At 43.4% G+C, this 26693-nt stretch carries 18 protein-coding genes; 9 read left to right on the top strand and 9 right to left on the bottom strand.

Going from position 1 to position 26693, the window contains the following annotated elements; all coding sequences use genetic code 11:
* Window positions 1-99: 99 nt before the first annotated feature.
* From Q5H80_RS20270 to Q5H80_RS20280, 3 genes are all read left to right on the top strand, one after another.
* On the top strand, window positions 100-432 hold the full coding sequence (locus Q5H80_RS20270; protein WP_012601126.1) for a multidrug efflux SMR transporter: 333 nt from the start codon (window positions 100-102) through the stop codon (window positions 430-432).
* 145 nt (window positions 433-577) lie between these two features.
* Complete coding sequence (locus tag Q5H80_RS20275; RefSeq protein ID WP_304569934.1) at window positions 578-979, top strand: hypothetical protein; 402 nt, start codon at window positions 578-580, stop codon at window positions 977-979.
* A 259-nt stretch (window positions 980-1238) separates the two neighbouring features.
* The gene (locus Q5H80_RS20280; RefSeq protein ID WP_304569935.1) at window positions 1239-1976 is read left to right on the top strand and encodes an NUDIX domain-containing protein; all 738 of its coding nucleotides are present in this window, start codon (window positions 1239-1241) and stop codon (window positions 1974-1976) included.
* Between the two features lie 130 nt (window positions 1977-2106).
* Here Q5H80_RS20280 and Q5H80_RS20285 read toward each other — a convergent pair whose 3' ends face one another.
* Window positions 2107-3627 carry an aldehyde dehydrogenase family protein gene (locus Q5H80_RS20285; protein WP_304569936.1) on the bottom strand — a complete coding sequence of 507 codons (1521 nt, stop codon included), beginning with the start codon at window positions 3625-3627 and terminating at the stop codon, window positions 2107-2109.
* Window positions 3628-3967: 340 nt separating this feature from the next.
* Between Q5H80_RS20285 and Q5H80_RS20290 the strand changes: the two genes are divergently transcribed.
* Both Q5H80_RS20290 and Q5H80_RS20295 read left to right on the top strand, forming a co-directional pair.
* Entirely contained in the window at window positions 3968-5755 is a 1788-nt protein-coding gene (locus tag Q5H80_RS20290; protein WP_304569937.1) for a sigma-54-dependent Fis family transcriptional regulator, read from the top strand.
* Between the two features lie 406 nt (window positions 5756-6161).
* On the top strand, window positions 6162-8366 hold the full coding sequence (locus tag Q5H80_RS20295) for a methyl-accepting chemotaxis protein (protein WP_304569938.1): 2205 nt from the start codon (window positions 6162-6164) through the stop codon (window positions 8364-8366).
* Window positions 8367-8484: 118 nt separating this feature from the next.
* Here Q5H80_RS20295 and Q5H80_RS20300 read toward each other — a convergent pair whose 3' ends face one another.
* A complete protein-coding gene (locus tag Q5H80_RS20300; RefSeq protein ID WP_304569939.1) occupies window positions 8485-9336 on the bottom strand; it encodes a LysR family transcriptional regulator in 852 nt (283 codons plus the stop codon).
* Window positions 9337-9453: 117 nt separating this feature from the next.
* Here Q5H80_RS20300 and Q5H80_RS20305 point away from each other — a divergent pair, with 117 nt between their 5' ends.
* Complete coding sequence (locus Q5H80_RS20305) at window positions 9454-10101, top strand: glutathione S-transferase family protein (RefSeq protein WP_304569940.1); 648 nt, start codon at window positions 9454-9456, stop codon at window positions 10099-10101.
* A 73-nt stretch (window positions 10102-10174) separates the two neighbouring features.
* On the opposite strand, the gene Q5H80_RS20310 is transcribed toward Q5H80_RS20305, so the two are convergent.
* Entirely contained in the window at window positions 10175-10408 is a 234-nt protein-coding gene (locus tag Q5H80_RS20310; RefSeq protein WP_304569941.1) for a helix-turn-helix transcriptional regulator, read from the bottom strand.
* A 10-nt stretch (window positions 10409-10418) separates the two neighbouring features.
* A complete protein-coding gene (locus tag Q5H80_RS20315) occupies window positions 10419-10967 on the bottom strand; it encodes a DUF2975 domain-containing protein (RefSeq protein ID WP_304569942.1) in 549 nt (182 codons plus the stop codon).
* A 229-nt stretch (window positions 10968-11196) separates the two neighbouring features.
* Here Q5H80_RS20315 and Q5H80_RS20320 point away from each other — a divergent pair, with 229 nt between their 5' ends.
* Complete coding sequence (locus Q5H80_RS20320; protein WP_304569943.1) at window positions 11197-12639, top strand: N-acylglucosamine 2-epimerase; 1443 nt, start codon at window positions 11197-11199, stop codon at window positions 12637-12639.
* A 207-nt stretch (window positions 12640-12846) separates the two neighbouring features.
* Here Q5H80_RS20320 and Q5H80_RS20325 read toward each other — a convergent pair whose 3' ends face one another.
* Window positions 12847-13254: a hypothetical protein gene (locus Q5H80_RS20325; RefSeq protein ID WP_026012354.1), complete on the bottom strand. Its 408-nt coding sequence runs from the start codon at window positions 13252-13254 to the stop codon at window positions 12847-12849.
* 241 nt (window positions 13255-13495) lie between these two features.
* On the opposite strand from Q5H80_RS20325, the gene Q5H80_RS20330 reads away from it, so the two are divergent.
* On the top strand, window positions 13496-14197 hold the full coding sequence (locus tag Q5H80_RS20330) for a flavin reductase family protein (RefSeq protein WP_304569947.1): 702 nt from the start codon (window positions 13496-13498) through the stop codon (window positions 14195-14197).
* Between the two features lie 85 nt (window positions 14198-14282).
* On the top strand, window positions 14283-15074 hold the full coding sequence (locus Q5H80_RS20335) for a CLCA_X family protein (RefSeq protein ID WP_304569948.1): 792 nt from the start codon (window positions 14283-14285) through the stop codon (window positions 15072-15074).
* Window positions 15075-15106: 32 nt separating this feature from the next.
* Here the strand turns inward: Q5H80_RS20335 and Q5H80_RS20340 are convergent, their stop codons facing one another.
* The 4 genes from Q5H80_RS20340 to Q5H80_RS20355 all read right to left on the bottom strand — a co-directional run bounded on the left by Q5H80_RS20340 (window position 15107) and on the right by Q5H80_RS20355 (window position 26453).
* Window positions 15107-15355, bottom strand: coding sequence for a hypothetical protein (locus Q5H80_RS20340; RefSeq protein ID WP_304569949.1), 249 nt, complete (start codon window positions 15353-15355; stop codon window positions 15107-15109).
* 162 nt (window positions 15356-15517) lie between these two features.
* Window positions 15518-15823: a hypothetical protein gene (locus Q5H80_RS20345; RefSeq protein ID WP_065105198.1), complete on the bottom strand. Its 306-nt coding sequence runs from the start codon at window positions 15821-15823 to the stop codon at window positions 15518-15520.
* Window positions 15820-19446 (bottom strand): RHS repeat domain-containing protein, encoded by a 3627-nt coding sequence (locus tag Q5H80_RS20350; RefSeq protein ID WP_304569950.1) that lies wholly within the window; start codon window positions 19444-19446, stop codon window positions 15820-15822. The genes Q5H80_RS20345 and Q5H80_RS20350 overlap by 4 nt, the downstream gene beginning before the upstream one ends.
* Window positions 19447-19466: 20 nt before the next feature.
* The gene (locus Q5H80_RS20355) at window positions 19467-26453 is read right to left on the bottom strand and encodes a LamG-like jellyroll fold domain-containing protein (RefSeq protein WP_304569951.1); all 6987 of its coding nucleotides are present in this window, start codon (window positions 26451-26453) and stop codon (window positions 19467-19469) included.
* Between the last annotated feature and the right edge of the window lie 240 nt (window positions 26454-26693).

Genomic DNA, 26693 nt, shown 5'->3' on the forward strand with positions numbered 1-26693 from the left:
TTAGGCAAATACGCTGTTACTAGAGAGCAGCAACAACGATTAACACTTTCAAATACCCCGCTATACCAACAAAAAACAATACAACTAAAAGGTACGACTATGAGCTGGTTTTTCTTAATGATGGGCGTGATGGCGGAAGCACTTTCTCACGTAGCACTTAAAGCAACCGACGGTTTCAGTTTGTCTAAACCCATCCCTGCTCTATTGGTGATTTCAGGACATTTGGCTGCATTTCTATTTTTAAGCCAAGCTATGAAAGGGATGCCTGTAGGTGTGGTTCACTCTTTATGGGCGGGCTTGGCTATCGTAACCGTGAGCTTGATTTCTACGTTTGTTTACCGCCAGCACCTAGATACTATGGTGTGGGTTGGTATGTTATTTGTGGCAGCAGGTGTTGTGATGATCAACCTATCTCAAGGTCACTCACACTAGTGTAGATTGTGACTTATGAACAGTGTGTCAATTCGTTCAAGTTTCCTAACAGACAGGTGTCACCTTCACTTATTTATACTCTTACAATCGGCAAATCAAACCTGTTACCATAGCGTCTTCTACATCACCTATTTTGAAGGTTGCTATGAAAGCAATTAAGACTCTTTTCTTCCTGATGGTTTTACTGAGCGGTCTGTTTACCGCTTGGCTGTTTATCCCGATTCCAGCGACCATGGACAAGCAAACGCTCGACGTTCCATTAACGGAACCATTCAAGCTTGTGGCGTACCGCAGCAACCCGAATGATGCGAGCAAGCCGCTGACCTACCACTACTATGTGATTTCAGATGTGGTTGGCGTAGACGACATGGACCCTTTCCTGGTTACCACAGACCAGTTCGTGAAGCTTGGCGAATTCGACGATAATACATTCAACCTTACGGTTAACGGCAAGATTGAGAGCTACACCAACGATTTGTGGATCAAAAAGGCCGACGGAAAGCTGCAGCACTGGTACGTAAGTGTTGATGCGAACTATATTCGTTAGAGTAAACCTTAGATAAGATTTATCTTCAGACTGCGCTTTGGCTTCCAAGCGCAGTTTTTGTTTCTAGCGCAATTTTTTGTTTCAAGCCGCCCGCTTTACACTCTCCTCTTTTCCACTTTCACCCGCGACGGCTCTTTATCCCAAGGTGATAAAAACAATCGAAATGTCGCAAGCCGCATAGGTGTTATAAGCCCTTAAGATGTTATAAGCTCAGACTATGCTCGACGCTCAATAAATCAAAAATAATAAAGGATCACTCGTGGAATTTACGCTCGACAAATTTAACGGCATCATCATCGACCTAGCAACCGCCCCTCACGATGCGGATTCATTCAATGCCGAACTCAGCGAGATCACCGGATTTTCAAAGCAAAATAACAAAGGCATCATTTGGATTAGTTTACCTATTTCTCTCTCACACCTTATTCCGGTGGCGACTGAGCTTGGCTTTGTGTTTCACAACTGTTTGGAAGACGAAATTACACTGATCCATAAATCCGAAATTGTCGAGTTCGTGCCTTTCATTCCGACCCACACCTTGGGCGCAGGCGCATTGATCACTAACGAACACAACCAAGTGCTGATGATTAAAGAGCACGGTATGACGGGCTACAAATTACCGGGCGGCCATATTGAGTTGGGTGAAGGCATTGAAGAATCGGTTGTTCGTGAAACTCTGGAAGAGACAGGCATCGAAGCCACATTCATTTCAGTGGTTGGCATGGCGACGAGACACCCGTATCAGTTCGGAAAATCGAACCTCTACTTTATTTGCCACCTTATCGCTCAAACCCAAGAGATTGCGATTCAAGACACCGATGAAATTGCAGAGGCTAAATGGGTTAATGTTGAAGAGTACATTAACAACCCTGACAGTTACCCGTTTAACCGCCAATTAGTCGGTTCTCTGATAGGGAAACAAGGATTAGAGCTTACTCAGCTAGAAGGTAATTCAGGCCCAACCCACAAGCCAGAGATCTTCTTTTCGCAAAACTAGAACGATTCAAGCATAAAAACGCCCAACTCAAATGAGTTGGGCGTTTTGCTTATTTTTTGTTAAGCCTACTACGTTGTTAGCTATTCTTCTGGTTCATGATTCAGTCTCATTCTTCTAGAAGAATCTGGCTTTAGAAGAAACCTAGCGGATTGGTATCGTAGCTGATCAGCAGGTTCTTGGTGTTTTGGTAGTGGTCGAGCATCATCTTATGTGTCTCACGGCCAATGCCTGATTTTTTGTAACCACCAAACGCGGCATGAGCTGGGTAAGCGTGGTAACAGTTCACCCAAATACGCCCCGCTTCAATGTTACGACCCATGCGATACGCTAAGTTTGCATCACGCGTCCACACGCCAGCACCTAAACCATACTCGGTATCGTTAGCGATTTCTAACGCTTCCGCTTCATCTTTAAACGTCGTCACAGCGATAACAGGGCCGAAGATCTCTTCTTGGAATACACGCATCTTATTGTGCCCTTCCAGCATGGTTGGCTGGATGTAGTAACCATTACCGAGATCATCAGGTTGCTGCGCAATTTCACCACCTGTCAGCACTTTCGCGCCTTCTTGACGACCGATTTCTAGGTAGCTCAAGATCTTATCAAACTGCTCTTTAGAAGCTTGTGCGCCAACCTGAGTATCGGTATCTAACGGGTTACCTTGTTTAATAGTTTGAGCACGCTCGACCACCTTGTCGATAAACTTGTCGTACACCGATTCATGGATCAATACACGTGATGGACAGGTACACACTTCACCTTGGTTAAAGAACGCCAGCAACATACCTTCGACACACTTGTCTAGGTACTCGTCTTCATGGTTAAAGATATCTGGGAAGTAGATGTTTGGAGACTTACCGCCAAGCTCAACCGTTGATGGAATCAAGCTTTCTGCTGCACATTTCAAGATGTGGTGACCGACTTCTGTTGAACCCGTAAATGCTAACTTAGCAATGCGATCGCTGGTTGCTAATGCTTGACCCGCTTCGCTACCAAAACCATTAACGATGTTCACAACTCCCGCAGGCAGAAGATCAGCGATCTTCTCCATCATAACCAAAATCGAGGTTGGCGTTTGCTCGGCGGGTTTCATCACAACACAACAGCCCGCAGCCAGTGCTGGTGCCAGTTTCCAAGCCGCCATTAAAATCGGGAAGTTCCAAGGAATGATCTGCCCTACGACACCAATAGGTTCTGGGAAGTGGTAACTTGCGGTGTTTGAATCTAGCTCTGCTGCGCTGCCTTCTTGCGCACGAATACAACCCGCGAAATAACGGAAGTGATCGACAACCAAAGGAATGTCTGCTGCCAAAGTTTCACGCACAGGCTTGCCGTTTTCCCACGTTTCGGCGACTGCGATTTCTTCAAGGTTCGCTTCAATGCGGTCGGCAATTTTAAGCAGGATGTTCGAACGCTCAGTCACACTGATCGAAGCCCAACTTGCACGAGCTGCATGCGCCGCATCGAGTGCCAAGCTAATGTCGGCCTCGGTTGAACGTGCCACTTGGCAATACACCTGACCATTCACTGGGGAAGTGTTATCAAAATACTCGCCGCTGACTGGCTTCACCCACTCGCCACCGATAAAGTTATCGTATTGCGCTTTAAAGTTAACCACTGCGTTATCACTACCCGGCTGTGCGTAAATCATAGTTAGATCCTTCTTAGATTTTTAGTCGTTATTCATTCGTTATTGAGCTTATGTTGTCGAGCTAGCATGGCAGCTTCCCTTGAGAAAAGAGCTCTAAAAAAGAGTGTCACCATGTTTATGCTTTCTGTTTAAAACACTGATACTTCGTGTTTTCTTCACAACAGTAACAACGCAAATCACACGCCAGAACTTTAAAACTTGTTGTTAATAAATTGTAAAACTATGATTACCAAACGTTTACAACCCAAAGTGAGTTGGCATTGAACGGATGTATGGAAACTACTCCGGTGTTCAACTGTTCCAATTTGGTACACCCTCACTGTTACGACATGGAACAGTCATGCACCTTCAACAAGCAAACACCTCAGATTGGCTTTCATCCTCTTGGCACCGCAGCACAGAAGCGGGTCTAAAACAGAGACGACTTCCTGAAGACATTCGCCTGCCACAATCAATCCTTAAACAGCGACGTCATCAATCGTCCGACTTGATTCAAATAGTCGAACGTAATGCTCTCCCTCTGTTTAATCAGATGTTTGCACGCACTGACAGTCGTTTGATCCTGACCGATATTGAGGGCGTCATTCTGGCGAGTTGGGGACAGGAGCGGTTTAAAGAGAAGCTGACGTCAATTGCACTCAGCTCGGGAGCATGTTGGCAGGAACAACTTAAAGGCACCAACGCGATTGGCACCGCCATCGTTGAAGCGAAACCAGTATCCATCATTGGCGAACAACACTTCATCCACCAGCATCGATTTATCAGCTGTTCAGCAAGCCCGGTGTTTGATCATCAAGGGCAAATGGTTGGCATATTGGACATCACCAGTGAGCAACAGCAGCACGACAGTTCCGTCCAATTGCTGGTTCAAAATATGGTTCAGCTTATTGAAAATCAGCTTCTGAGTCATATCCCACAAGGCACCACTCGAATCGACCTCGCATGTGAAAAATCGTTATTACACAGCGGCTGGCAAGGAATTGTGATAGCCAATGAAGCTGGTGAGGTTGTGGCGCACAATCAGGTCGCCTCTCAGCTGCTGGATCAAACCTCGATCGTCGGCGAATGCATTGAGACTCTCTTCAATCGAGCCTCATTTGATGCACCTTTTGTATTTGAGAAACAACACCTCAAACAACCAACCATCAAGCGCACGCGCTCCATTTCAGCGTCGTGCGATCTGCACCATGGCGAGCAACAGATAGAACACGCTTGGCAGCAAGCTAACAAGGTTATCGACAAAGGGATCAGCCTATTAATATTAGGCGAAACGGGGGTCGGTAAGGGCGAGTTTGTTAAAGCGTTACACAAGCAGAGCCAACGTAAATCTTCGCCCCTAGTAGCAGTAAATTGTGGCGCGCTACCGAAAGATCTTATCGAATCAGAACTGTTTGGCTACGCGCCGGGCGCTTTTACTGGCGCAAGCCACAAAGGATTCCAAGGCAAGATCCGCCAAGCGGATAAGGGAATTCTGTTTCTAGATGAGATTGCCGACATGCCATTGGAGGCTCAGTGTCGATTGCTGCATGTTCTACAAGACAAATCCGTAGTCCCTGTTGGTTCAAATCAGAGCTACCAAGTCGATTGTCAGATCATCGCCGCCACTCATAAAAATCTGGAACAATTGGTCGCTACGGGGGAATTTAGACAAGACTTGTATTATCGCCTAAACGGCTTAGCCTTCACCTTGCCAAGCCTGCAACATCGACAAGACAAACACGCCCTAATCGAACACATTCATCGTAAATATACCGAAGACGAACAGACAATCTGCCCGCACTTAATGAGCTTACTGTGCGCCTATTCATGGCCCGGTAATATCCGTGAATTAGATAACTTACTTAAGGTCGCAGCCCTACTCGCGAGTGATGAACCACAACTCACACTAGAGCATGTACCTAGCCATCTTGCTCAGCACCTCACCTCTTTAGCTCAAGATAGTCATCACCAGATTACTGCTTCTCGTATCATCGAAGGTAGGCCAAATGCAGATTTAAGAAGTACCGTTGAAGAGACCTTGCTACAAACCTATCAAGCCAACCAAGGTAATATCAGCAAGACTTCGAGAATACTGGGTATCAGCCGCAATACCATTTATCGAAAGCTAAAGAGCTTGGGGATTCTTTAATAATGAAGATGATCAATGGCCCAGTTACTTGAATTTAGTCTGCAAAGTATAAATACACACTTTGTAAGTGGGTATCTTGCGCTTAGAACTAAATTAAAATGTGATTGATATCATGAAATGAACAATCTATATTCTGAGAATTTTCAAATTACAACATGTTGATTTTTAGAAAAATAAATTTCATCAATAAATTTAAAAGATCAATAAATACAAATAGCTAATGAGCTAAAAATGGTTATTTACTTACCTTATAGAACTTGCCTGCAAGATATAAATCTAAGCACAATACCATCCTATTTATATTTTTAATCACCCTATTCTTATTGTGTTCATTATTTCGAATTTTCCATTCACATATCTTGTTTAAAATCTCTGAAATTTACCACTATTTGGCTAGAGAGATCATATGTTTAACAGTATACGAACGCGAATTGCGGTGAGTGCCGGCGGAGCGATGGCTTTCACTCTGTTAATCGCCATGGGAATGACGACCAACGCATTTACCGATGTGAATAAACAAGTCACTGAAAAAGTAAAAACGCAGCTGACAGAGGCCACGGCTACGGATTTACAAAACACGGCACTTCAACAAGGTTTGAACATCGCTAACCAGCTTAACCCCGTATTAGCGAACCTTAAGCAAGTGCGCTCAATCATCGAATTAAGTTCAGAAACCGACGCAAGTGCAGAGCTTATCGTGAAACAGTTTACTGCCGCCTTGGAAGCACAAAACAAAGCTGTATTTGCCGGTTACATGGTTTGGGAAGATAAGACATGGTCACAGCCGTCTGTCTTGAATAACGAGCTCAACGTGAACAGCGAAAATGGCTCAAATACGTCGCTGATTTCAGATAACCAACAAGACTCGAATATCGAATCTGGCTCAAACATCGAATTAAGCTTTAACACTGAGTTAGGTTTTAACAGTCAGGGCTACCTTGCGCCTTTCTTCTCTCCCAATGACCAGAACAGCTTTGATGCTGTCGCAATGGAAAGCTTTAGCAATACCGAGCTCAACAGCAACGGTGAGCGCAAAGATGACTGGCACTTAATGCCATATCAAACGGGTAAAACGTTTGTGATGGAACCGTATTTTTATTCAGTGCGCGGCAAACAAGAGCTCATTACCACCATCAGCCAACCAATCAAACATGACGGAAAAATCATCGGCTCACTAGGCTTTGATTTGTCCCTACATGAACTCCAAAGCCAAAGTGAGTTACTTGCGCGTAACCTGTTTGATGGCCAAGGAAAAATCCTAATCACTTCATGGAAAGGCATTACACTGGCCAACAGCCGAACTGGAAATATGGTGGGTAAAAAAGTCTCTTCTGAATTGGAATCTGAATGGTCAAAGATTCAGTCTATCGCTAACAGAGAAGGCGCCGGTCTTGTGACTTTCGGCGGCGATGAGTACGCGATTACCGCAATTGATACCAGTGATGCGCCATGGGTAGTCATGGTGTCTGTTCCTAGTAGTTACCTAGCCAAAAGCGTCAATGACTACACCGAGTGGAGTGATGCTCAGAATTCAAAAGCACTTGAAAAAGGTGTGTGGGCGGGAATCATCGCCGCTCTTCTAGGCATTGCCTCAATGGCGTTCATTGCTAGCTCTTTGGGCAAGGTTTTGAACAACTTAGTGGAACGCTTTAAAGATGCAGCACAGGGTGAGGGTGACTTAACTTATCGCATTGAAGTGAAAGGTAAGGATGAAACCGCTCAGCTTGCACACTGGTTCAATACCTTCCTATCTCGTATACAAGAGATGCTACTTACCGTGATGGTAACCGCCGACCAAGTGGATAAAAACGCGACAGAAGGCCAAGCTCGTGCTGAAGTTTCACGTGACCAGCTGAATTCTCAAGTTAACGAAGTGAACTCACTTGCCACTGCTATCAATGAAATGAGTGCAACAGCGCAAGAAGTGGCGAGCTCAGCGGTTCAAGCAGCTGCAGCAGCAAGCCAAGTGCAGAGCAACAGTCTTAATGGTATGACGCGCATGGACAATGCCGCCAGTGCTGTAGACAGCTTGGCTGTGCAGGTTAACGATGCGCAGCAACAAACACAGAACTTAGTCGATTCGAGCACCGCTATTCAGGGTATCTTAAGCGAGATTGGTGGCATTGCAGAGCAAACTAACTTACTTGCACTGAATGCAGCGATTGAGGCGGCTCGTGCAGGTGAGGCTGGTCGAGGCTTTGCAGTGGTTGCTGATGAGGTTCGTAACCTAGCGAATCGAACTCAAGGCTCAACAGAAGAGATTCGCTCTATGTTGGCTCGCTTAGAACAAGAGACTCAATCTATTGTGGTACTGATGGAGCAAAGCCAGAGCCAAGCGAACAATACAAAAAGCGAAACCGAAGCTGCACATCAAGCCTTGTCTGAAATCAATCAAGCGATTGAAGTAATCAACGACATGAACAACCAGATTGCCTCGGCCGCTGAAGAACAAAGCTCGGTGTCAGAAGAGATTAATCGTAATGTAGTGAGCATCAATGACACTGCCGTGGAAGTAATGGACACCATGACATCATCAGTAGCAATCAGTAATGAGCTGACAGTGAAAGCCGGTGATTTACACGGCGAACTGAGTAAGTTCAAGCTTTCTTAATTACCAACAACGTCTAACAATAACTAGGCCGAGAACCACCATTTCCTCCGCGAAACAGCATGTTCTCGGCCTATCTATTTTAGCTCCGCACTCAACATTATCCTCACCGAGCAAAAATCTAATTGGAGTCCAACTCCACAAGTTGATTCAGCACTTCTTTGTCTAACACTGGGTGATGTTTGCTCGCTAAAATCAGCACAATATCCACCGAAGGCAGTGGTGGCATACCTTCCAGAATGTTCAAATCAGAAGTCACACTCAGCTTACCCATCGCGCCAATCGCTAAACTCGCTTTAACAATGGCACGTTGCGCCGAAGCGGTATTACTGCACGCCAACAACTGATAAGGCGTACCCTGTTTAGTTAGGCCATTCACTGCCGCTGCGTGATACTTACAATCGGTCTGAAACAAGGCTAGTGGGACGGGTTTAGAATCATCGAACACATAGTCTGGGCTGCTTATCCATACACCCACATCACTGGTAAGCCAATAGCCCTCTTCACTGTCAGGCGCTCGAGTGACAATTGCAGCATCAAGCCTGCCATCATCCAACCACTCTCTGAGCGTAATGCTTGGCAGGCTGAATACTTGAATAGAACAGGTGGGTTCTGCTTTCCGCAACAGGCGAATCACTTTTGGCAAAATAGTGTCATTGTAGTCTTCAGGACAACCGAGTCTTAGAGGTTGTTTGTCTTCGTAACGCTTTACTTGCTTGAGGGCGGTATTGTGGAGGGCGACCAACTGTTCAGCATGAGAACGCAGCGCTAAGCCAGCCTCTGTCAGCACGAGATTACGGCCTTCTTTCTGGAAAAGGGTCACGTTGAGTTCTTCTTCCAGTTTGCGCATCTGCGCACTGAATGCCGATTGGGTGCGATTTATCTGTTTCGCTGCACGAGTAAAGCTACTGGTTTCTACAAACGCGAGAAAGCCTCGCAAAGCATCAATATCCATATTGAAATCACCACCCATCGTTTTTATTAATGTAATGCATCAAAATTATCCGTTAGTGCACCGCAATACAATCCCCTAAGCTCAAATGCATCCCCCTAGGCTCAATACATACCCACTAAACGCAAGGAAGCAACTATGCAGCTTTATATTGGAAACCAGAACTACTCAACTTGGTCATTACGCGCATGGCTAATATTCGACAACTACAACCTGAATGCGGAAGTCATCAAGCTCAAGCTATTCACGTCTGATTTTTACGACACACTAGCTTCAGTGACACCAACAGCCAAAGTTCCAACCCTAGTTGACGGTGACGTTGCTGTGTGGGATTCACTGGCGATTCTCGAATACGTTAACGAAGCCTACTTGGACGGCGCAGCATGGCCTAAATCCGTGAAAGAACGCGCCCATGCCCGAGCAATTTCGGCAGAGATGCACTCTGGATTTTTTGCCGTCAGAAATGAAATGCCGATGAACTGCCGCGCTCAACGAAAGCTTGCTTTGAGTGAAGAAGCATTGAAAGACATCGCTCGTATTGATGCCATATGGTCGACGCAAATGGAACAATATCCAGAAGGTTGGTTATTTGGTGAATGGTCGATTGCCGATGCGATGTTTGCACCTGTGGCGCTGCGAGTCGAAACCTATGGCATCAAACTTTCAGAGAGGGCATCACAATATCAACAACGCGTGCTTAACAGCCCATCAATACAAAAATGGCTAGCAGAGGCGAGTTTAGAAACCGATGTGGTGGAAGAGGACGAGGCAGGAAAACCTGTATAGATAGAGTAAAAAAGAGTCTCGATACAATATCGAGGCTCTTTCATTTCGATTGGATAGAAAAATTTCTTACCAACTATTCTGCAGCCACGCTGTCTTGATGATCATTCGGTTTAAACTCCAAAATATCACCAGGTTGGCACTCTAAAACTTCACACAGTTTGTCGAGCGTCGATAGCCTTACTGCTTTGGCTTTATCATTTTTTAATACTGATAAGTTAGCTTCTGTAATCCCAACTTCTTTTGCCAATGTCTTTAATCGCATTTTCCGTTTGGCCATCATAATGTCTAAATTAATGCGGATAGTCATGACAAGTCCTTTAAATCGTGTGGCTGTGTTCGTCAGCCAGAATATAACCTTCTTTCATCACCCATGAGATGATCAAGATAATCATACCCAATATCAGGGTTAAAAGGTCCATACCAACAAAACTAATTGCAAATATTCGTTCGCCAGGGGGATTATTGAACGACAAAACTACAGACATCACTGCACCGTAGATGACTGACCCAAACACCCAGTAAAACAAGCAGTAACCAAGCTTCTGATAGGACATTGCGTTTTCTAAAGAGAAGACTTCTCCTCGTTCATAGTTACGGAATAAACGTATAAGAACCATTAACGCATACACAACAATGCTCCACACGGCCAAACTTGTGAACATAGCAATGACTCTTGTTGTCAAAGTTAATGGCAATGTCGTTAGAGATTCAATTTCGTAAGAGAATTGAACAATCCCCATAGTAGTAAGGAAGTCATAGGGAGTTTGAACGACTAACCAAAAGTAACACACCATTATTGGTACCAGTACAAGAAGGCATTGCAGTAGTACCCGTACTCGGCGACTTTGTTTTTGAATTTTAGACATACTTATATTCCTGTTGAGTTGATGAAAGAATACTAAGATCAAAACAAATGATGATCAACAATAATTTATCGACAAACGATAATTTTTTATTACTTTGCATTTCAGCGAGACAAGCCTACATAGTTCTTCACTTACACCACAATAATTTAGTCGATTGTGATCGCCTAGTCACAATGTGCAGATGTGATTGTTTATATTCAACTAAATTCAAATAGTTAAGATAAACGTTATGTTACGAGCAACCATCGCATTACTCAGTGTCACCAGCTTCGCCGTATCTGCCAATGTCACCCTTCCATCTGGAGAAGACTGGATCAATCATGCTTCTGAAGGGCTCGCACCTTACTGGCTTATGCCGAGCGCACAGGGAGAACCGATAGGCAATTTCCCTACTTTCCGCTGCGATGATGGTACCTTGCTCGATGTCTCTGATGTGTGTCCTGAATTGAACAGAGGCTGGATCACTCCGCACTTTGGCAAAGAGTTTACGCGCATGAAATCACGCCAAACCTATGCCTACGGCGTGCTCTATCACCTTACTGGAGACAAACAAGCTTTAGCGCTTGCCAAGCAAGGTGCCTACTACCTCATTGATCAACTAGAAGATAAGAAAAATGGTGGCTTTATTGGCTACACAAAAGAGGGAAAAATGGGTCAAGATTGGCAGCAACGTACCTCTCAAGATCAAGCGTATGCGCTAGTTGGACTCGCGATGTACTACTACCTAACCCAAGACAAAAAGGTAGAAGGAGCACTCATCGCCCAACAAACTTTTATCTTTGATAAATATCGACTTAGCGACAACAGCGGTCTTGCTTGGGTACTCGCCGACGGTGAAGATGGCAGTGCAAAACGACGTGAACTGGTCGCACAACTTGATCAAATAAACGGCTACCTGTTGTTAGTCGCTCCTCTGCTCAAAGAGCCCGTCAAAGCCAAATGGCTTGATGACTTAAACTGGCTCACACAAGCCATGATTGATCACTACCACTCTGAAGATGAACAACGTTTCTACGGCGCAATTCACGACAAAGCGGCAATGATGCCGAACGCCAATCACAACGATTTTGGGCACACCATTAAAGCGTATTGGATGACCTATCTAACTGGTCATGCATTAAAAAATTCCGATTGGTCTGAGTTTGGTTTAGACGGCATGAAATACACTTTGGCTCAGGCGCAATATCAAAAAGATTTTGCCAATGTATCTAACTATTTTGGCGAACGACTTCAGAAGATGTGGCAAGGGCAAGATATCACGGGCTGGCAAAGCAGACCGTACAGCCAGTGGGCGTCATCATGGGAATGGGCTGAGCTTGATCAAGCCGCAATGACGGTATCGCTTATCGATGGTTCAATGAAAGACGTCCTGCAATACACCCTACCGACCTATCATGATGTATGGGTCGACCACAAATACGGTGGTGTTGGGCTTGAGCCTAAGCGTACTAAAGCTTTCCATTGGGGCAATGGCTACCACCAATTTGAACATGCGCTGATTGGCTATTTATACGCTCGACAAGAGGAAGGTAAACCCGCTGTACTTCACTACGCAAGGCCAACCAACAGCAAGATGCCAATGGAACCTTATTACTATCAAGGAGATGTAATTAAATTAGAGAATCAGAGTGATGGAACGCAAAAGGTCAGTTTCAACAACATTCGACCTTAATACCTGATATTCACTCATCGGTATTTTTAGAAGTGGTTAACGACTAGACGGAACTGATGAGTGGCTAGCTGTTAGCAAAGCCTGAAAAGAAGATCTTCAGGCTTTTGAAATACCGTTGAGCAACATTTATTGGTAGGATTTTAAATGAATACATAAGCAAGTAAATCTTGTCGGATCTTTAGTTAAACCATATACGGCATCACGAAATCACTTCTTATTATTCTGCTCAACCAACTTTTCATTCCACGCTTCGTTGCCGTCTCGCTTACTGACATCATACTCAGAGCAGAACTGCGATATGGTCATGTTGTTATCGCCAGTTGCTAACTTTAATGCCAATTGAACTTGTTGAAGTTTGCTTTGCAGACGAAGGTTTTGACCTGCCTTTGGGCTTTTTTCTTTAGCAAACTTTAAAGCAGCATGTTTACGTTCGGCAGCTCCCGCTCGGCGATCCGCTTCTGATAATAGATATTTTAGCTGCGCGACACTCTTGCCCTTCTTAAAGGCAGGCTCAAGCAACTCAACGCATTCATCAAATGATGGATTTATAACATATGGATCAATTCTATGCGCTTGTTGGCGCATCCACTCTAGCGCGAGCTTTTCATCTGACATAATTACATCTTTACCAAAGAAATAGCCGTACATGGTATCGCTCAATAGCAAACCGCTGCAACTATAAATTAAGCTACAGTGTCACATTTTATTTCAAGAAAATTGCAATTTTCTAAAAGAATCCTCCTTTCACTACCACTTATTCAAACTGGATGATCGGAATAAAGCGATGCTGCGTAAATATGTTTTAGTTTGGTTAGTAAACAAGTCGTCGAAAACAAAAGTGAGAAGAAGAGAAGATATGAAGGCAATGACCCTTTCAAAACAAAACATCCAAACGATGGATCAGCGAGAACGTGCTCGTTTAATTAACTCCTTATCGGGGTTCAAAAGCGCCAACCTTATTGGTACCTGCGATAAACAAGGGCTAGAAAATCTTGCAGTAGTAAGCTCCGTGGTTCATTTGGGGTCGAATCCACCTTTACTTGGCTTCATCATCCGGCCTGCGGAAAGTCGCCGTCATACACTAGAAAATATCCTAGAAACTCAACACTTCACTATCAATAGTATCGGGGCGGGCTTTGTCCAAAAAGCTCATCAAACTTCCGCTCGTTATCCTAAATCAGTCTCAGAATTTAACGCGGTCGGTCTCACGCCCTATTACGATGATGTGTTCCCTGCTCCGTTTGTTTTGGAAAGCCCTCTGAAAATAGGCTTAGCCTTCAAAGAGCAGATAACAATTGAAAGTAACCAAACTCAAATGTTGATTGGTGAAGTTGTTACGATTCACGCGCCAAAACGTGCTGTGATGCCGGACGGCTACCTAGATTTAGAAGCGTTAGATTTAGTCACAATTTCAGGGCTAGACAGTTATCATGTCACGCAGAGGTTACATCGTTTAAGCTATGCAAAACCAAATAGGTCACTGTTTCCACTGACCCACGAAGGCAACCCAACGTCATGGGAGGCTTTCGAACACAATCTCACTCATTTTGTTCGGTAATTTACTGACAAAGGTGCTAACTTTCCCAACTTAACCCTGTGCACCACACAACAGCGCTAAACTACATCTATTTCCAAGGACCCTTTTGAAGTTAACCCACTTTAAATACAAAACGCGCAAAGGCCCAGACTACCGACATGGCGATCAGGTGTCATTCATGGACATCAAACAGACCTTCGGTATGGGCAGCATTCGTGTGGGCGCTTGGGTAACGAAAGAAGAGAAAGCGCTCGCTGCAAATCTGATATTCGACTCGTTAGCAGACTTGGCTTACATCTTGGCTTTGCCACCAGAAGCAATTGGCTTGCGTGGCACATTAGGCTTGGCGTTCGGCAGTGGTGGCAGAAAGGGTGTACAAGCACACTACGCACCGAACCAGAGAGAGTTAGCCCTCGCTAAAAACGCTGGTGCTGGTGCACTCGCCCACGAGTTCTGGCATGCATTTGACCACTATATCGCTGAGAAGGCGTTTGAAATCGGCGATACCTCTGGCCCTCGCAAGCAAATCTTGTTCGCCAGCGACTGTTGGCTTCACGATAGAAAGGTGCGACCTCATCCATTAAACGAGAGTTTGATGTCACTGTTCGATTCCACACTACTCAGCGACAATAACCTAGACAAACACGATTACGTGGCGCGAAGTGTTATTGCCGACAAGGCGATGTCTGCCCGTTACTTCTCACTACCAACAGAGATGATGGCGCGAGCCTTCGAGTCAGTGATTGAATCCTGTTCTGATATCAAAAACGTTTATTTGGTAGATGGCACAACCAAACCGGATATGTACCCCGTGTACCCTGATATGGCGCATCGCAAAAAGATTTATCAAGCGCTGCAAGGTTACTTCGCGCCGTTGGGTCGATCTCTAAGTAAATAGCGTTAAGGCAAAACATGGCGCAGTCCTTACAATCAAAGGTTTAGCCAGCGGCCCAAGTTTGGCATATAGAAGCGATAACCAAAATAAACTAATCCACTTTCAAAATCTGAGCGTTTGGGCGACATACCAAACGGCTGTAGAGTGAAATCATCACCACTTACTTGACCGCAAGGCGAATAACCTCTCTGGCTGAGTCTTTCGCCAGCCTGGTCAAACACACCATAGACATGACCGAGATGGATAGTCATGTAGTAGATATTTTGCTGGCTCTGCTGACGCATTAATAACCCAGCGACACCGCCTTTTCTATCTGGTCGCCATAGACACCACCTTATTTTGCAATCATTTCAGTTGTTGCTCGAAAGGTCATCACCTACTTTTTTGAGACTAGGCCTTTTGTCCTATTTCAAATGACAAAACCTGGCCAAGTCAAATCATTGCGTTTATTTCCGTAGTTTTGAAGCATCGGGGTTACATGCTTCTTCATCGATCAAAGTTGGGTAATAATCTTTTTTATCTTCAAGCCCATAAAACATAGTTCCATGGATACCTTGAACATCGCACTTGCGTACTCTTCGACCCCACAAATTCTTTAGAGCCTGTTTAACAACTAAATTGTCCGAATCAATATCTTCTATAAAAGCAATGTTCGTATTGGCAGGAAACAACAATGAAAACTCCTCGTCCGTTGCCGAAAAAATATCATATGTTGCATTAATTGCGTCATCTATAATCTGTATGTTCTTCATTTTCTCACTTTTCCTCCTGGGTATACATTACGATATCGACCGCGCCTTTGACCCGGTTGCTTGGGCGTCTGCACATCCCAATGGTCTCCACCATGGTCAGCTTTTCCCCCTGTAGGAACCCAGACCTCCCCTATATGATCTTCCCAACCTTTCCCTGACCCGTTTGGGTTCTTTACCCGTCCACTAGGATCGCAGTTTTTGGGAGGCTTCTTGGGAGGGATAAAGCCGTCGTCTTCTCCTGGCTTTCCAGGAGCAGGAAACTCACTTTCACCAGACTCATTCCAGTCACAGAGATCGGTAAGTACGCATAGTGCCACTCCTGCAGTCGCACCTACAACACCACCGACTACTGCACCAGGAGGACCAGCTAAAAGCCCACCAGCTACTGCACCAACTGCCATAGGTGAACGCCCATCCGGATCCACATACCCTAACGGGTCACCATTTACATACGCATAGAGGTTAATCCCGCCTTGCTCTTGCAGTGGGTCGCGGTTTAGCCAGCGGCCCAAGTTTGGCATATAGAAGCGATAACCAAAATAAACTAATCCACTTTCAAAATCTGAGCGTTTGGTCGACATACCAAACGGCTGTAGAGTGAAACCATCACCACTTACTTGCCCGTAAGGCGAATAACCTCTCTGGCTGAGTCTTTCGCCTGCTTGGTCAAACACACCATAGACATGACCGAGATGGTTAGTCATGTAGTAGATATTTTGCTGGCTCTGCTGACGCATTAATAACCCAGCGACACCGCCTTTTCTATCTGGTCGCCATATATTGTTTGCTAATACGTTGTTCTCGCTGTCACGCTCTTGAAGCTCAATCAGGCCTAAGCGAACAAAGCGTTTCTCTAAGGTTTTAATATTGCTTTCAAAACGCTGATACACTCTTAGAAAATGATCGTGACCATACTCAAATCGTTCCTCAATCTGAGTGCCACTTTTCTCAAAACGAATCGCGGTCAGTCTGTTTTCAGCGTCATAATCTGCTTCAAAAGGAGTCTCACCTGGCAATAAGCCTTGTACTAAGTTTCCATCAGCATCATAAACAAAAGCGCTGCTGTCGCCATCCCACGAGGAAATTTGGTTAAGCGAATTGTACGTGGCTTGTGTTTGTGGGCGCTCTAGAAGGAGCGGTTCGTTAGACTCTAATTGGGTGAGTTTACCTGCAACGTCAAAACCGAAAACAAACTTGCCGATTGTATTCACGCCTTTTCGGTATTCGAGCTTGGAGAGATCGCCAATATTGTCAAAGCTCAACACTTGCTTGATGCCATTGGGGTAAGTTAAGTCAGCCGAAACATTATCAGGCGAATCATCGTAGGTGAGTTCAAAGACCTGTTCCAGTGCCGAAACTTGCTTTAGTCGACCCAGAGCGTCGTACTTGTACTCACCGTAGTTATCTCCATCCAACATCAATGAAGACAATCGATTCAGCTTATCAAACCCAAGTTCAATGGTATCGTTGTCCCAAGGGCCATCAATGCTCTCAACTTTACCGTCCGAGAAATAAGAATATTGTGTCAGACCTTGGCCATCAGAGACTGATACCAGCTCTCCTAACGAATTATATTGATAGGAAACTTCTGGTGTAGCGTCGCCATAACTTACACGAGTCAGTTGGTTATTTTCATTGTAATGAAAAGACTTTGTAACGCCTCGAGCATTAGTGGTGCTGTTGATATAACCTTGCTGGTAATCAATTTTTAGCGCGCTGCCATCTGCGTAACGCTTCGTTGTAAGCTGACCCACGGCGTTATATTCAAATTCTGTTTTATTTTGATTGGCGTCAATTAAAGCCGTAGTGCGTCCTGCCGCATCTCGTTTTAATCGTGTAACGCCCAACATAGGGTCAATAAGCGCTACCAGTTGCTTTGCTGAATTATATTGATATTGGTAAGTTCGACCTCCCGGAAGGGTTTTGCTCTCTACAAGGCGAGGACAACTCCCATAAACAATCTCAGTATCACGATTTCCCTCTCCGCTGACATGAGTGAGTTGGTTAATTCGGTCATAACGATACTGCGTGGCGTTACCATGTATATCAATAACTTGTGTTACGCGCCCTAGCTCATCATATTGATATGACGCCAGCGCCTTACCCTGACTAACAATCGAGTCGAGTCGCCCAGATGAATAACCAAAGTCGACAACGTTACCGTCAGCAGCCGTTACTTGTAATAACTGCCCTTGGTCGTTGTATTTATAGCGAGTTTTAACACCGTTTAAATTAGTAGCACCAATCAGTAAGTTATTTTGGCTGTATTCAAAACCCTTTTCGCCTGTCGGCGTGACAGCTTTAATTAAGTTTTGACGATCATCGTAAACATAGATCGTGCTGTTATTGAGCGTATCAGTAAACTCCACAACTTTACCAAACGAGTTATTGCGATACTTTACGGAATTACCATCTGAATAAACAGTTTTGGATAGATTACGATTTTGATCGTATTCGAAACGAGTCCATGTACCATCCGGTCTAGTAACCTGTTGAACACGAGAATAACCTTTGGAGAACCGCTGATAGTCATAGACAGTTTTAGGAACGTCGGGTTGGTCATTGTTAACATTAACATCCACGTAATTGATGTAGTGCTCTGGTGAGATGTACCACGCTTTGCCTGTTTCTGAGTTGTAGAAAAACTCCTCTTTATAACCCAGCGGATTTATCGCAGTCACTCGGCTACTCATTCCCATTGGGTCACCAGGTGCTGGATATTCATCCACCCGATTTGAATCAGCGTTGCCTAGCTCAACAATAAATTGGGTTTGTCCCTTAGCATCAGTGATTGACGAGATTATCCCCATCTCATCATAAGTGATATCTGCGGAGTACCCTTGCATGTCCTCAAGCGAGATTAATTCACCTTTCTGGTTATAGTTGAAGTGAGCTTGATACCCCGTCGGGCCTTTCACCGAGACAATTTGCTTGGCCTGGTTATAACTAAAAGTCAGAGATTGATCTAATGCGTTAGTCACACTCGTTAACTGGTCGTCTTGGTAAGCAAACTTAAGTGCGTTACCGCTTTGATCGACCGTGGAACTTAATCGGTAGTCGCCACTTTCCACGTGAGTGAACGTTTTGTAACTGCCGTCAACGTAAGTCGCCTTAATCACGCCATCTTCAACACTCAACCGAGGCAGCAAAGTCGCTTCTCCTGACAGAAGCGATTGTGAATTTAAAACATAGTTAGTACCAATTTGTTGGTATTCATCGACGCGTCCTGTTCCCGCAAACAGAACTAGCGAATTAGATTCATTCGGTTGGGTTATATAGTCACTGTAACTATGGGACCATCGAGAGCCAACCGAATTATTTGTATTTTCTTTTCCAAGCGCATTGTAAGTTAATGTGAATTCAATATTAGGTCCATACGCCGAATCAAACCAGATTGGCGTATCTTGAACAACGAGGTTGAGATTATTGAAGTCAAAGTGCCATATTGGTGCTCCTCTCGAAGAATGGCAATCATCTCCTGATTCCCCCCCTTTTTGAGCTTGACCTTGTTCGTATGAACTATTTGGCCCTAAAGGGCCTGTAGGTGGTTCAACAGCAGGCGCACACGACTGCAGTAACGCTAACAATACGATTGCAAGCGCGACAAAAATTGCCAAAAGCATCTAAGTTTCCTTAATCGGATTTATGGGTTTAACGGAGTTTCAATTAGAAGGCTTTCTGCCGAGAGTAACGCATCTAACTTATTGGTAGCTTTGTTCATTATCAAAGGACCCAATCTGAATTCGAAATCGTAGTGCATAGCAAGTGACGACTCAGGTCCACTCGACACCTTCGACCTACGATTTATTAATTCTTCATCCGTAAGCGCTCGGTTCCAGAGTTGCACGTTGTCAATCTGAGCATTTACAGGATAAGCCCCCCCAAATGTAATAGGCTCCGTACTCTGCCCGCTAAAACGAATGTTCGATAAGGTCCCAACTAACTGACCATCAATATATGCTTGAGCGTTAGGGGCTTGGTATCGAAGAGTAAAGTGATACCATTGTTCACTATTTAAACTAGCACTATTATTTCGACTTTCATCACCAACGCCGTAACTCAAATCACCGTTTTTATTTAAACCAATGTAAAAACGATGTTTATTATTGTCATCAGAACCAACGTACTGTAATAGCCCCTTAAGTTGGTTAAACTTGATATCAAACATTAATGTTTTGTCTTCAGAATTAGGATAAATCCCCGTTACAACGTGGCTATTTTTGTTACCATCCAATTGCAGTGCACCACTCGATATAGATATACCTTGCTCTCCTTGAGCCAACTTTACTGCTTTGTACCAATCAGTAAATGAGTACCAATTGGTGATACCATCACTATTGCTGTCTTTGTTGCCATCCCTAACACGCAAAGCGCTCCCTTCTTCAAGCTCAAACCCATCGAACATGCTATCCCCATCTATATCTGGATCGCATGCAGAGACAAGTATTTCTAATTCTTGTCGATCGGATAATCCATCGTGATCGGTATCGTTTGTTGTGGCATCAACACACATTTTCGCTTCAACGTAATCCGGGATAGTATCTAAGTCAGAGTCATTGACTTGATGACTTTCAAGCTCAATATCATCGACCAACTTTAGGTCGAATTGATCATTGGCGTGATTTTTTACCCATTCTCCTTTCGCCGACGAAAAGTCATAAGACGCGATTAAACCCTCGATATGCTCCTTAGGATGCAGCGCCATGAAGCGGTGGAGTTCTGGTTCTGACAAGGCTCTGTCCCATATCTGCACGTTATCAATAAGGCCAGTGTAAAAATCAGAAGCCATTCCCGACTTATTCAAAGCGCCCAACCAAAGTGCATGTTCGAAGGGAGCAGAAATCGTCGACCAAGAACGTATTGTTTCTTTTGTTAATTGTCCATTGAGGTATAGTTGAATATGATCATCATTTACGACTAACGCGATGTGGTTCCAATCATCCGTCGAGTATTCCGCCTCTCTAAAAGAATAACCACTCGATTTGTCTTCACCCCATGCGAACTTCTTCTGCGCATACTGAATTCCAACGTAATAATGCTGGTCGGCAGTTTCACTTACACCGGATAACTGTGATTCTTCACTGGTTGATTTAAACCAATACATTAAGGTTGAATCACCGTTTTCTGGGAAGAAAGACGTAATTGCATAACCTTTACTCGCCGACAAGGCGCCAAATTCGACCACTGTTTCAGGCAATTGCTCTGTTTGTATCTTTCGATATTCATCCCAGTTGGAAATACCGTTGCCATTGCTGTCAAAATTAGCATCAGTAATCAAGCCATCACTACCGTGAGAACGTTCAAAGTCATCCGTCAAGCCATCATTATCACTGTCAGGAGCGCAAGGGTTAGTAATCAAAATGAATGGTTTGCCCACTGAGAGTTCATCACCATCATTAACGCCATCACCGTCGCTATCAGCCGTTAACCCATCAGTACAAAAAGCTAACTCTAATCGGTTAACAAGGCCATCGCCGTCAGTATCTTCGTCTGTTGGCTCAGCAACTAAGTAAGCGCCTTGCGTTAATTTGAGATCGTATCGTCCTGTTGCTTTATTTTTCACCCAATCACCTTGGGAGTGAGTAAAGTCATACCATGCAGCAAGATTGCTATCCGAAGCTTTGGGCGCAGTAAACATATACTGGTAAATTTCAGTTGCGTTTAATGACCGCTCCCAAATACCAACATTATCAAGTAACCCCTTCATATGTTCTTTAGAGAAGCCTACATCATTAACGGCTCCAAGGTAGGTGGCCCACACATTCGGTAAGTCTGCGCGCGATGGGTATTTTTCATCTACGAGTTGCCCGTTAAAGTATAATTTTGCTTTTCCTTGATTTGACAAGACGAGAGCTAAATGTGCCCATTCATCCGAATTAAGTTTTGCGGCAGTATATGATGTGCTGCGCTCGTCACCATATTTTACTTTATCGTATGAAAAACCAAGTTTATGTGTATCCATGTTCCCTGATCTTTGCTCTTTACTTGGCTGATACTTAACCCAAAACATCAACGTCATGTCATGCGACAACGAGAAGTGATTGGTAATTGCGTACCCATTGTTATCCGTTAACTGCAAAGAACGTGAGGATTCAATGATGTCGTCTTGTGACAACTGTTCAACTTGATGCTGGGCATACTCTTCCCAAAGGCTCAAATTGGGATGATTTACAGAACTTTTCCCTGCGTTACTCTGAAGCGGATCACTGTTTTGTTCTAACTCAAAATCATCCGGAATATTATCCCTATCACTGTCCCATAAACAGGGGTCTGTAATTGTTAAATATTGGGAATTGACTCCATATTCCTGACCATCCAATAGACCATCACCGTCTGTGTCAGCTTGGGTTTCATCTAAACAGCTTGCAAGTTCTAACTTGTCATCTAAACCATCCAGGTCTTGATCAAGTATCGCTTGCTCTGGAGAGATTTTAGCTCCTTGAACCAGCTTTAAATCATACAGCCCTGTGACGCCATTTTTTACCCAACCATTCCTAGTGTGGTTAAAGTCATACAGCCATTGCAATGAGCTGTCTTGTTGGGGAGTTGGTGGCGTAATCATATAGCGTCTAACCTCTTCTAGGCTTAATACGCGTTGCCACAACATGACATTGTCCATTTGGCCGTTCATATGACGATCCGCTAGACCTTCAATATTAGTTGCACCCAAGAAAAAAGGATAACCAATCATTTTAAGCGCATTTTCACTCACATCTACCATTTGACCATTAACATAAAGCTTCGATTTTAAATCACTTATAGTTAACGCAATGTGGTTCCACTGATTATTGATTAAATCGTGGTGATGAGCGACAGAACCACTACTACCAACCCAATAAAGAGGGCCATACATACTGTGTCCTAAAGACAAAATCACATCATTCGTTATATCACTAACACCACTCATTGATTTGTCATACACGAAAAGATCTTCGTTCGGCTTATACCAAAACATAATGCTGGTAGGTTGCTCTTTTGGGTAATAACCTGAGATGGCGTACCCTTTTGTCTCTTCTATATCCAAAACGTTAGGCGCAACCTGTTCAATAGAGGAGAGAAATTCGTCACTGCGGTTTATATATTCAACATACCTATCCCAGTTTGGCTTATTAACTTCAGCATCAATAAGATGGCCATCGACTAACGTTGGATTCATGTTGTTATCGATTTCAAATGCGTCATCAATACCATCATTGTCAGTATCAGAGGAGCAAGGATTAGTGGTGAACTTTTGGCCATTGATAAGAAAACCTTGATTGAGTTCGTAACCATCACTAAGGCCGTCACCATCACTGTCTAACACTTCAGGATCAGTACAATAAGTCGCTTCAAACTCGTCGCTTAACCCATCTCTGTCACTATCGTAAGTTTGCTCAGATTCAATGATATGTGCACCCTTCACCAATTTCAGATCATATTTCCCGGTAGCCCTATTTTTAACCCAAGCTCCAAGATGATTTGAGAAGTCGTACCAAGCGACAAGGTTTTCGTTAGTACTATCAGGCCGTTGACGCATATAATTAATTATTTCCCTTTGGGCAAGAGCTTTATTCCAGAACTGAATATCATCAACTTGACCATTTTGATGTTTCACATCCAAGCCTTTATAGTTAACCGCACCAAACCAAAGTGTATAAGAGGACCCAAAATTCTCATTTCGTTTATCAATAATCTGCTCTAATTGCCCGTTAACAAAAAACTTTTGGGTACTTTGAGAGATAACAATCGCCAAGTGGAGCCATTGATCTGATTTGATCGTAATATCTGATTGAAGTTTTTGAGAATTTGAACGAACTAGCGGCTTATCATTTCCACTAATACCTATGTAACTGCCTTTATAAGTATCAGTTTGTACGCCACTAAATTGATCTAGGCCTTGCTTGTTTGGTTTAAACCAATACATCAATGTAGTTTCGTCATCGTTCTTCTCTCGTTGAATATCAGAAACTGCATAACCTAAACTGTTCGACAGGTTCAACTCACCATCTAAGTGTTGCACTTTTTTGTCTTGATCTAATAGGCGACTCACACTCTCTTCGGCATAGGTTTCCCAGTTGGCAATCTCTTTATCATTTAATACAACATCAAGGTCATGTTTTGTTGGATCCATACCATTGTCTTGCTCAAATTTGTCATCAATACCATCGTTATCGGTATCGCTAATACAAGGGTCTGTGGATTTTAAAGGTGCCAAGGGTGTCAGTTCATTTTTATCTAAAATTCCATCCTCATCACTATCACTGTTATATACGTCCAAGCATTTCCCTAATTCAAAAGCATCAGAAAGGCCATCGCCATCACTGTCTCGCTCTTTGTCCTCTGGTTTTAAGCGAGTAACATCGGTCAACTTGAGATCAAAGCGACCACTCACTTGATTCATTACCCAATCACCACGCGATTTAGAAAAATCATAGGATGCAACAAGCCCTTGAGTGTTTACTTGAGGTGCTTCGGTCATGTAACGACGAACCTGATGTTGCTCCAGGGCTTGAGTCCAAATCTGCACGTTATCAAGAATGCCATTCATGAAATATTTCGGCTGACTCGAATCATTCAATGCTCCGATCCATATCGCGAGTATCTCTTTTCTATTAAACCAAGTTGGCACACGACTCGAGTAAGCTAAATTCCCATCTAAATAAACTTGGGTGGTATAAGTGTTAGAATCCCAAACGAAAGTAAAATGATGCCAATTATCAATAGTGATATTTTGCTGAAATCTCCTAGGATAAAAGGAAGTATTAATAATTCCTTGTACGGCATTATTAGTACCTATTCCTAATTTTGTTTGGTGCCACCCTTTACCGCTAAATCCAGAATATTGTTCGGATTTATCCTTAGGTTTAAACCAGTACATAAAGGAAAAGTCTTCTTTATTATTCGACAATCCAGAAATAGCATAAGTATTGCTACCTGTTACATCGAAGTGCCTATCTTCTTCAATAACCTGAACCTCACTGTCTCTCTTTTCAACGTAAGAAACATACTTCTGCCAATAACTGTTCTTTGAACCTAAATGACTTTTAAGCGCATCGTTCTTCGCTGGGTTCATTGAGTGGTGATATTCAAAACCATCAGCGATACCATCGTTGTCAGTGTCGGCATTGCATGGGTTTGAAGTCACATCTAGCGATGAGCCAATGCCTAACTCTTCACCGTCAGGAATACCATCCGCATCACTGTCGGAGTTATGACTATCACTACACAGAGCACTCTCGAATATATCAGGTATACCGTCACTATCTGAGTCGATATAGTTTTCTTCAAGCTTCAACTTCGCTCCAGCCACTAGCTTCAGGTCAAACTTATTCGTTACTCTATTTTTAACCCATTCGCCGCGGCTTTCATTAAAGTCGTAAAAGCCAAGTAAGTTATTACTTGTCACTCTTTCGAGACTAAACATGCTTTTTGCGACATCTTGTTGTGATAGCGCTACATTCCAAACACTAAGATTATCGATCACCCCCTCAACACTTTCTGGTTGCCAAGCTCGCTTGTGATGACGAGCACCAATCCAAAGGGCATATTGGCTAGCTTCTTTAAATGCCAAAGATCTCATCGTATGCTTTAGTTGACCATTAATATATATTTCTGCCACAGAGCTTGAATAGGCCAAGGCGACATGCGTCCAATCCTCATCCTCAATCTTCACTTTACTTAACGTGACAGATTTATTTCCAACACCGAACGTGACACTATTTTCTTGATCAATACCGGAATAGAACCGACGACCACTATCATCGTCACTACCCATTGTCTGTTGTTCCTGACTTTCAGCGTGTTTAACCCAGTAAGTCATACTCATCGATTCACTACCTGGAGCAAACCCAGAAATTGCATAACCATTGGTATTTCTTACATCTAACAATCTGCGTTCGGATATAACTTCCAGTTGCTGTTGCTCATGTTTCTTCGCAATCCAATCAACATAATGCGACCAGTTATCTCCTCGATAGCTATCAACCACCATTGGATCACTGCCAGCTTCAACTTCATACGCGTCTTCGATTCCATCAAAATCACTATCTTGTAAGCAAGGAAGTGAGGTCATAATTATTGATTCACCAAAACGCATTTCTTGACTATCTAAAAGGCCATCATTATCAGAATCGGGGATATGCGAAGACATGCATAGCTTGTCTTCGATGTGATCGGGCAATTGGTCTCGATCACTATCTAGTGCAGAAAAAGTATAAATTGGACTTTTGGAGTTAACGCCTTTTCCATCATGCGCGACAACGTTCCAATATCTAGAATGGCTATCTGAAATATGAGACAAATCCAACTTTAGTGAAGTAGCTGTAATACCAGTTTTAAATTGACGTAATTTTCCTGGTTCATCGCCAAACCAAAAATCGTAATAGGAAGCGCCTTTAATTGGTAACCAAGTAAAAGTAATGGATTGTGACAAGTTTTTTATCGAATAATTATCTGGAGCAGTCAGTGTGATAGGATTAAGGTCTGAAGAAAACTCGCCTTTGCTTATACTTAGACGATTACCAAGAGCATCAACAGCATAATAGTTAAATTCATTATCGGCTTTTTCATTGATTAATTCTCCACGTAGATTGTATCTATATTCTACTTGACTTGCATTAATGTAGAAAAGACCAAGTAAGAGATATAACATCAACGTCTTTAATGAGATATTAATAAAAGTCACGAATAAAACTCAGGTTAGAATAATCATTGTTAAATGCTATTTAAAAACCTCACAAAATCCCAATCAATTTAATTTATATAGTTATAACTGTTAATTATAATCGAATCATCAACATTATATTTATCGAAAGTTAATTACAAATCAAACAGCGAGCAGTAGTTTATTGTTCTTTCTATAGGATAAATCACTAATACCTGACTTAAGCTT

The organism is Vibrio sp. SNU_ST1 (assembly GCF_030563405.1).
GTDB lineage: Bacteria > Pseudomonadota > Gammaproteobacteria > Enterobacterales > Vibrionaceae > Vibrio.

What these genes read in the sequence shown, in the direction of transcription:
- Q5H80_RS20320 (WP_304569943.1), top strand. Translation starts at nt 11,197, where the DNA reads ATGTTACGAGCAACCATCGCATTACTCAGTGTCACCAGCTTCGCCGTA.
- Q5H80_RS20325 (WP_026012354.1), bottom strand. Translation starts at nt 13,254, where the DNA reads ATGTCAGATGAAAAGCTCGCGCTAGAGTGGATGCGCCAACAAGCGCAT.
- Q5H80_RS20290 (WP_304569937.1), top strand. Translation starts at nt 3,968, where the DNA reads ATGCACCTTCAACAAGCAAACACCTCAGATTGGCTTTCATCCTCTTGG.
- Q5H80_RS20275 (WP_304569934.1), top strand. Translation starts at nt 578, where the DNA reads ATGAAAGCAATTAAGACTCTTTTCTTCCTGATGGTTTTACTGAGCGGT.
- Q5H80_RS20330 (WP_304569947.1), top strand. Translation starts at nt 13,496, where the DNA reads ATGAAGGCAATGACCCTTTCAAAACAAAACATCCAAACGATGGATCAG.
- Q5H80_RS20305 (WP_304569940.1), top strand. Translation starts at nt 9,454, where the DNA reads ATGCAGCTTTATATTGGAAACCAGAACTACTCAACTTGGTCATTACGC.
- Q5H80_RS20345 (WP_065105198.1), bottom strand. Translation starts at nt 15,823, where the DNA reads ATGAAGAACATACAGATTATAGATGACGCAATTAATGCAACATATGAT.
- Q5H80_RS20340 (WP_304569949.1), bottom strand. Translation starts at nt 15,355, where the DNA reads ATGCGTCAGCAGAGCCAGCAAAATATCTACTACATGACTATCCATCTC.
- Q5H80_RS20300 (WP_304569939.1), bottom strand. Translation starts at nt 9,336, where the DNA reads ATGGGTGGTGATTTCAATATGGATATTGATGCTTTGCGAGGCTTTCTC.
- Q5H80_RS20355 (WP_304569951.1), bottom strand. Translation starts at nt 26,453, where the DNA reads ATGTTATATCTCTTACTTGGTCTTTTCTACATTAATGCAAGTCAAGTA.
- Q5H80_RS20315 (WP_304569942.1), bottom strand. Translation starts at nt 10,967, where the DNA reads ATGTCTAAAATTCAAAAACAAAGTCGCCGAGTACGGGTACTACTGCAA.
- Q5H80_RS20310 (WP_304569941.1), bottom strand. Translation starts at nt 10,408, where the DNA reads ATGACTATCCGCATTAATTTAGACATTATGATGGCCAAACGGAAAATG.
- Q5H80_RS20295 (WP_304569938.1), top strand. Translation starts at nt 6,162, where the DNA reads ATGTTTAACAGTATACGAACGCGAATTGCGGTGAGTGCCGGCGGAGCG.
- Q5H80_RS20270 (WP_012601126.1), top strand. Translation starts at nt 100, where the DNA reads ATGAGCTGGTTTTTCTTAATGATGGGCGTGATGGCGGAAGCACTTTCT.
- Q5H80_RS20350 (WP_304569950.1), bottom strand. Translation starts at nt 19,446, where the DNA reads ATGCTTTTGGCAATTTTTGTCGCGCTTGCAATCGTATTGTTAGCGTTA.
- Q5H80_RS20285 (WP_304569936.1), bottom strand. Translation starts at nt 3,627, where the DNA reads ATGATTTACGCACAGCCGGGTAGTGATAACGCAGTGGTTAACTTTAAA.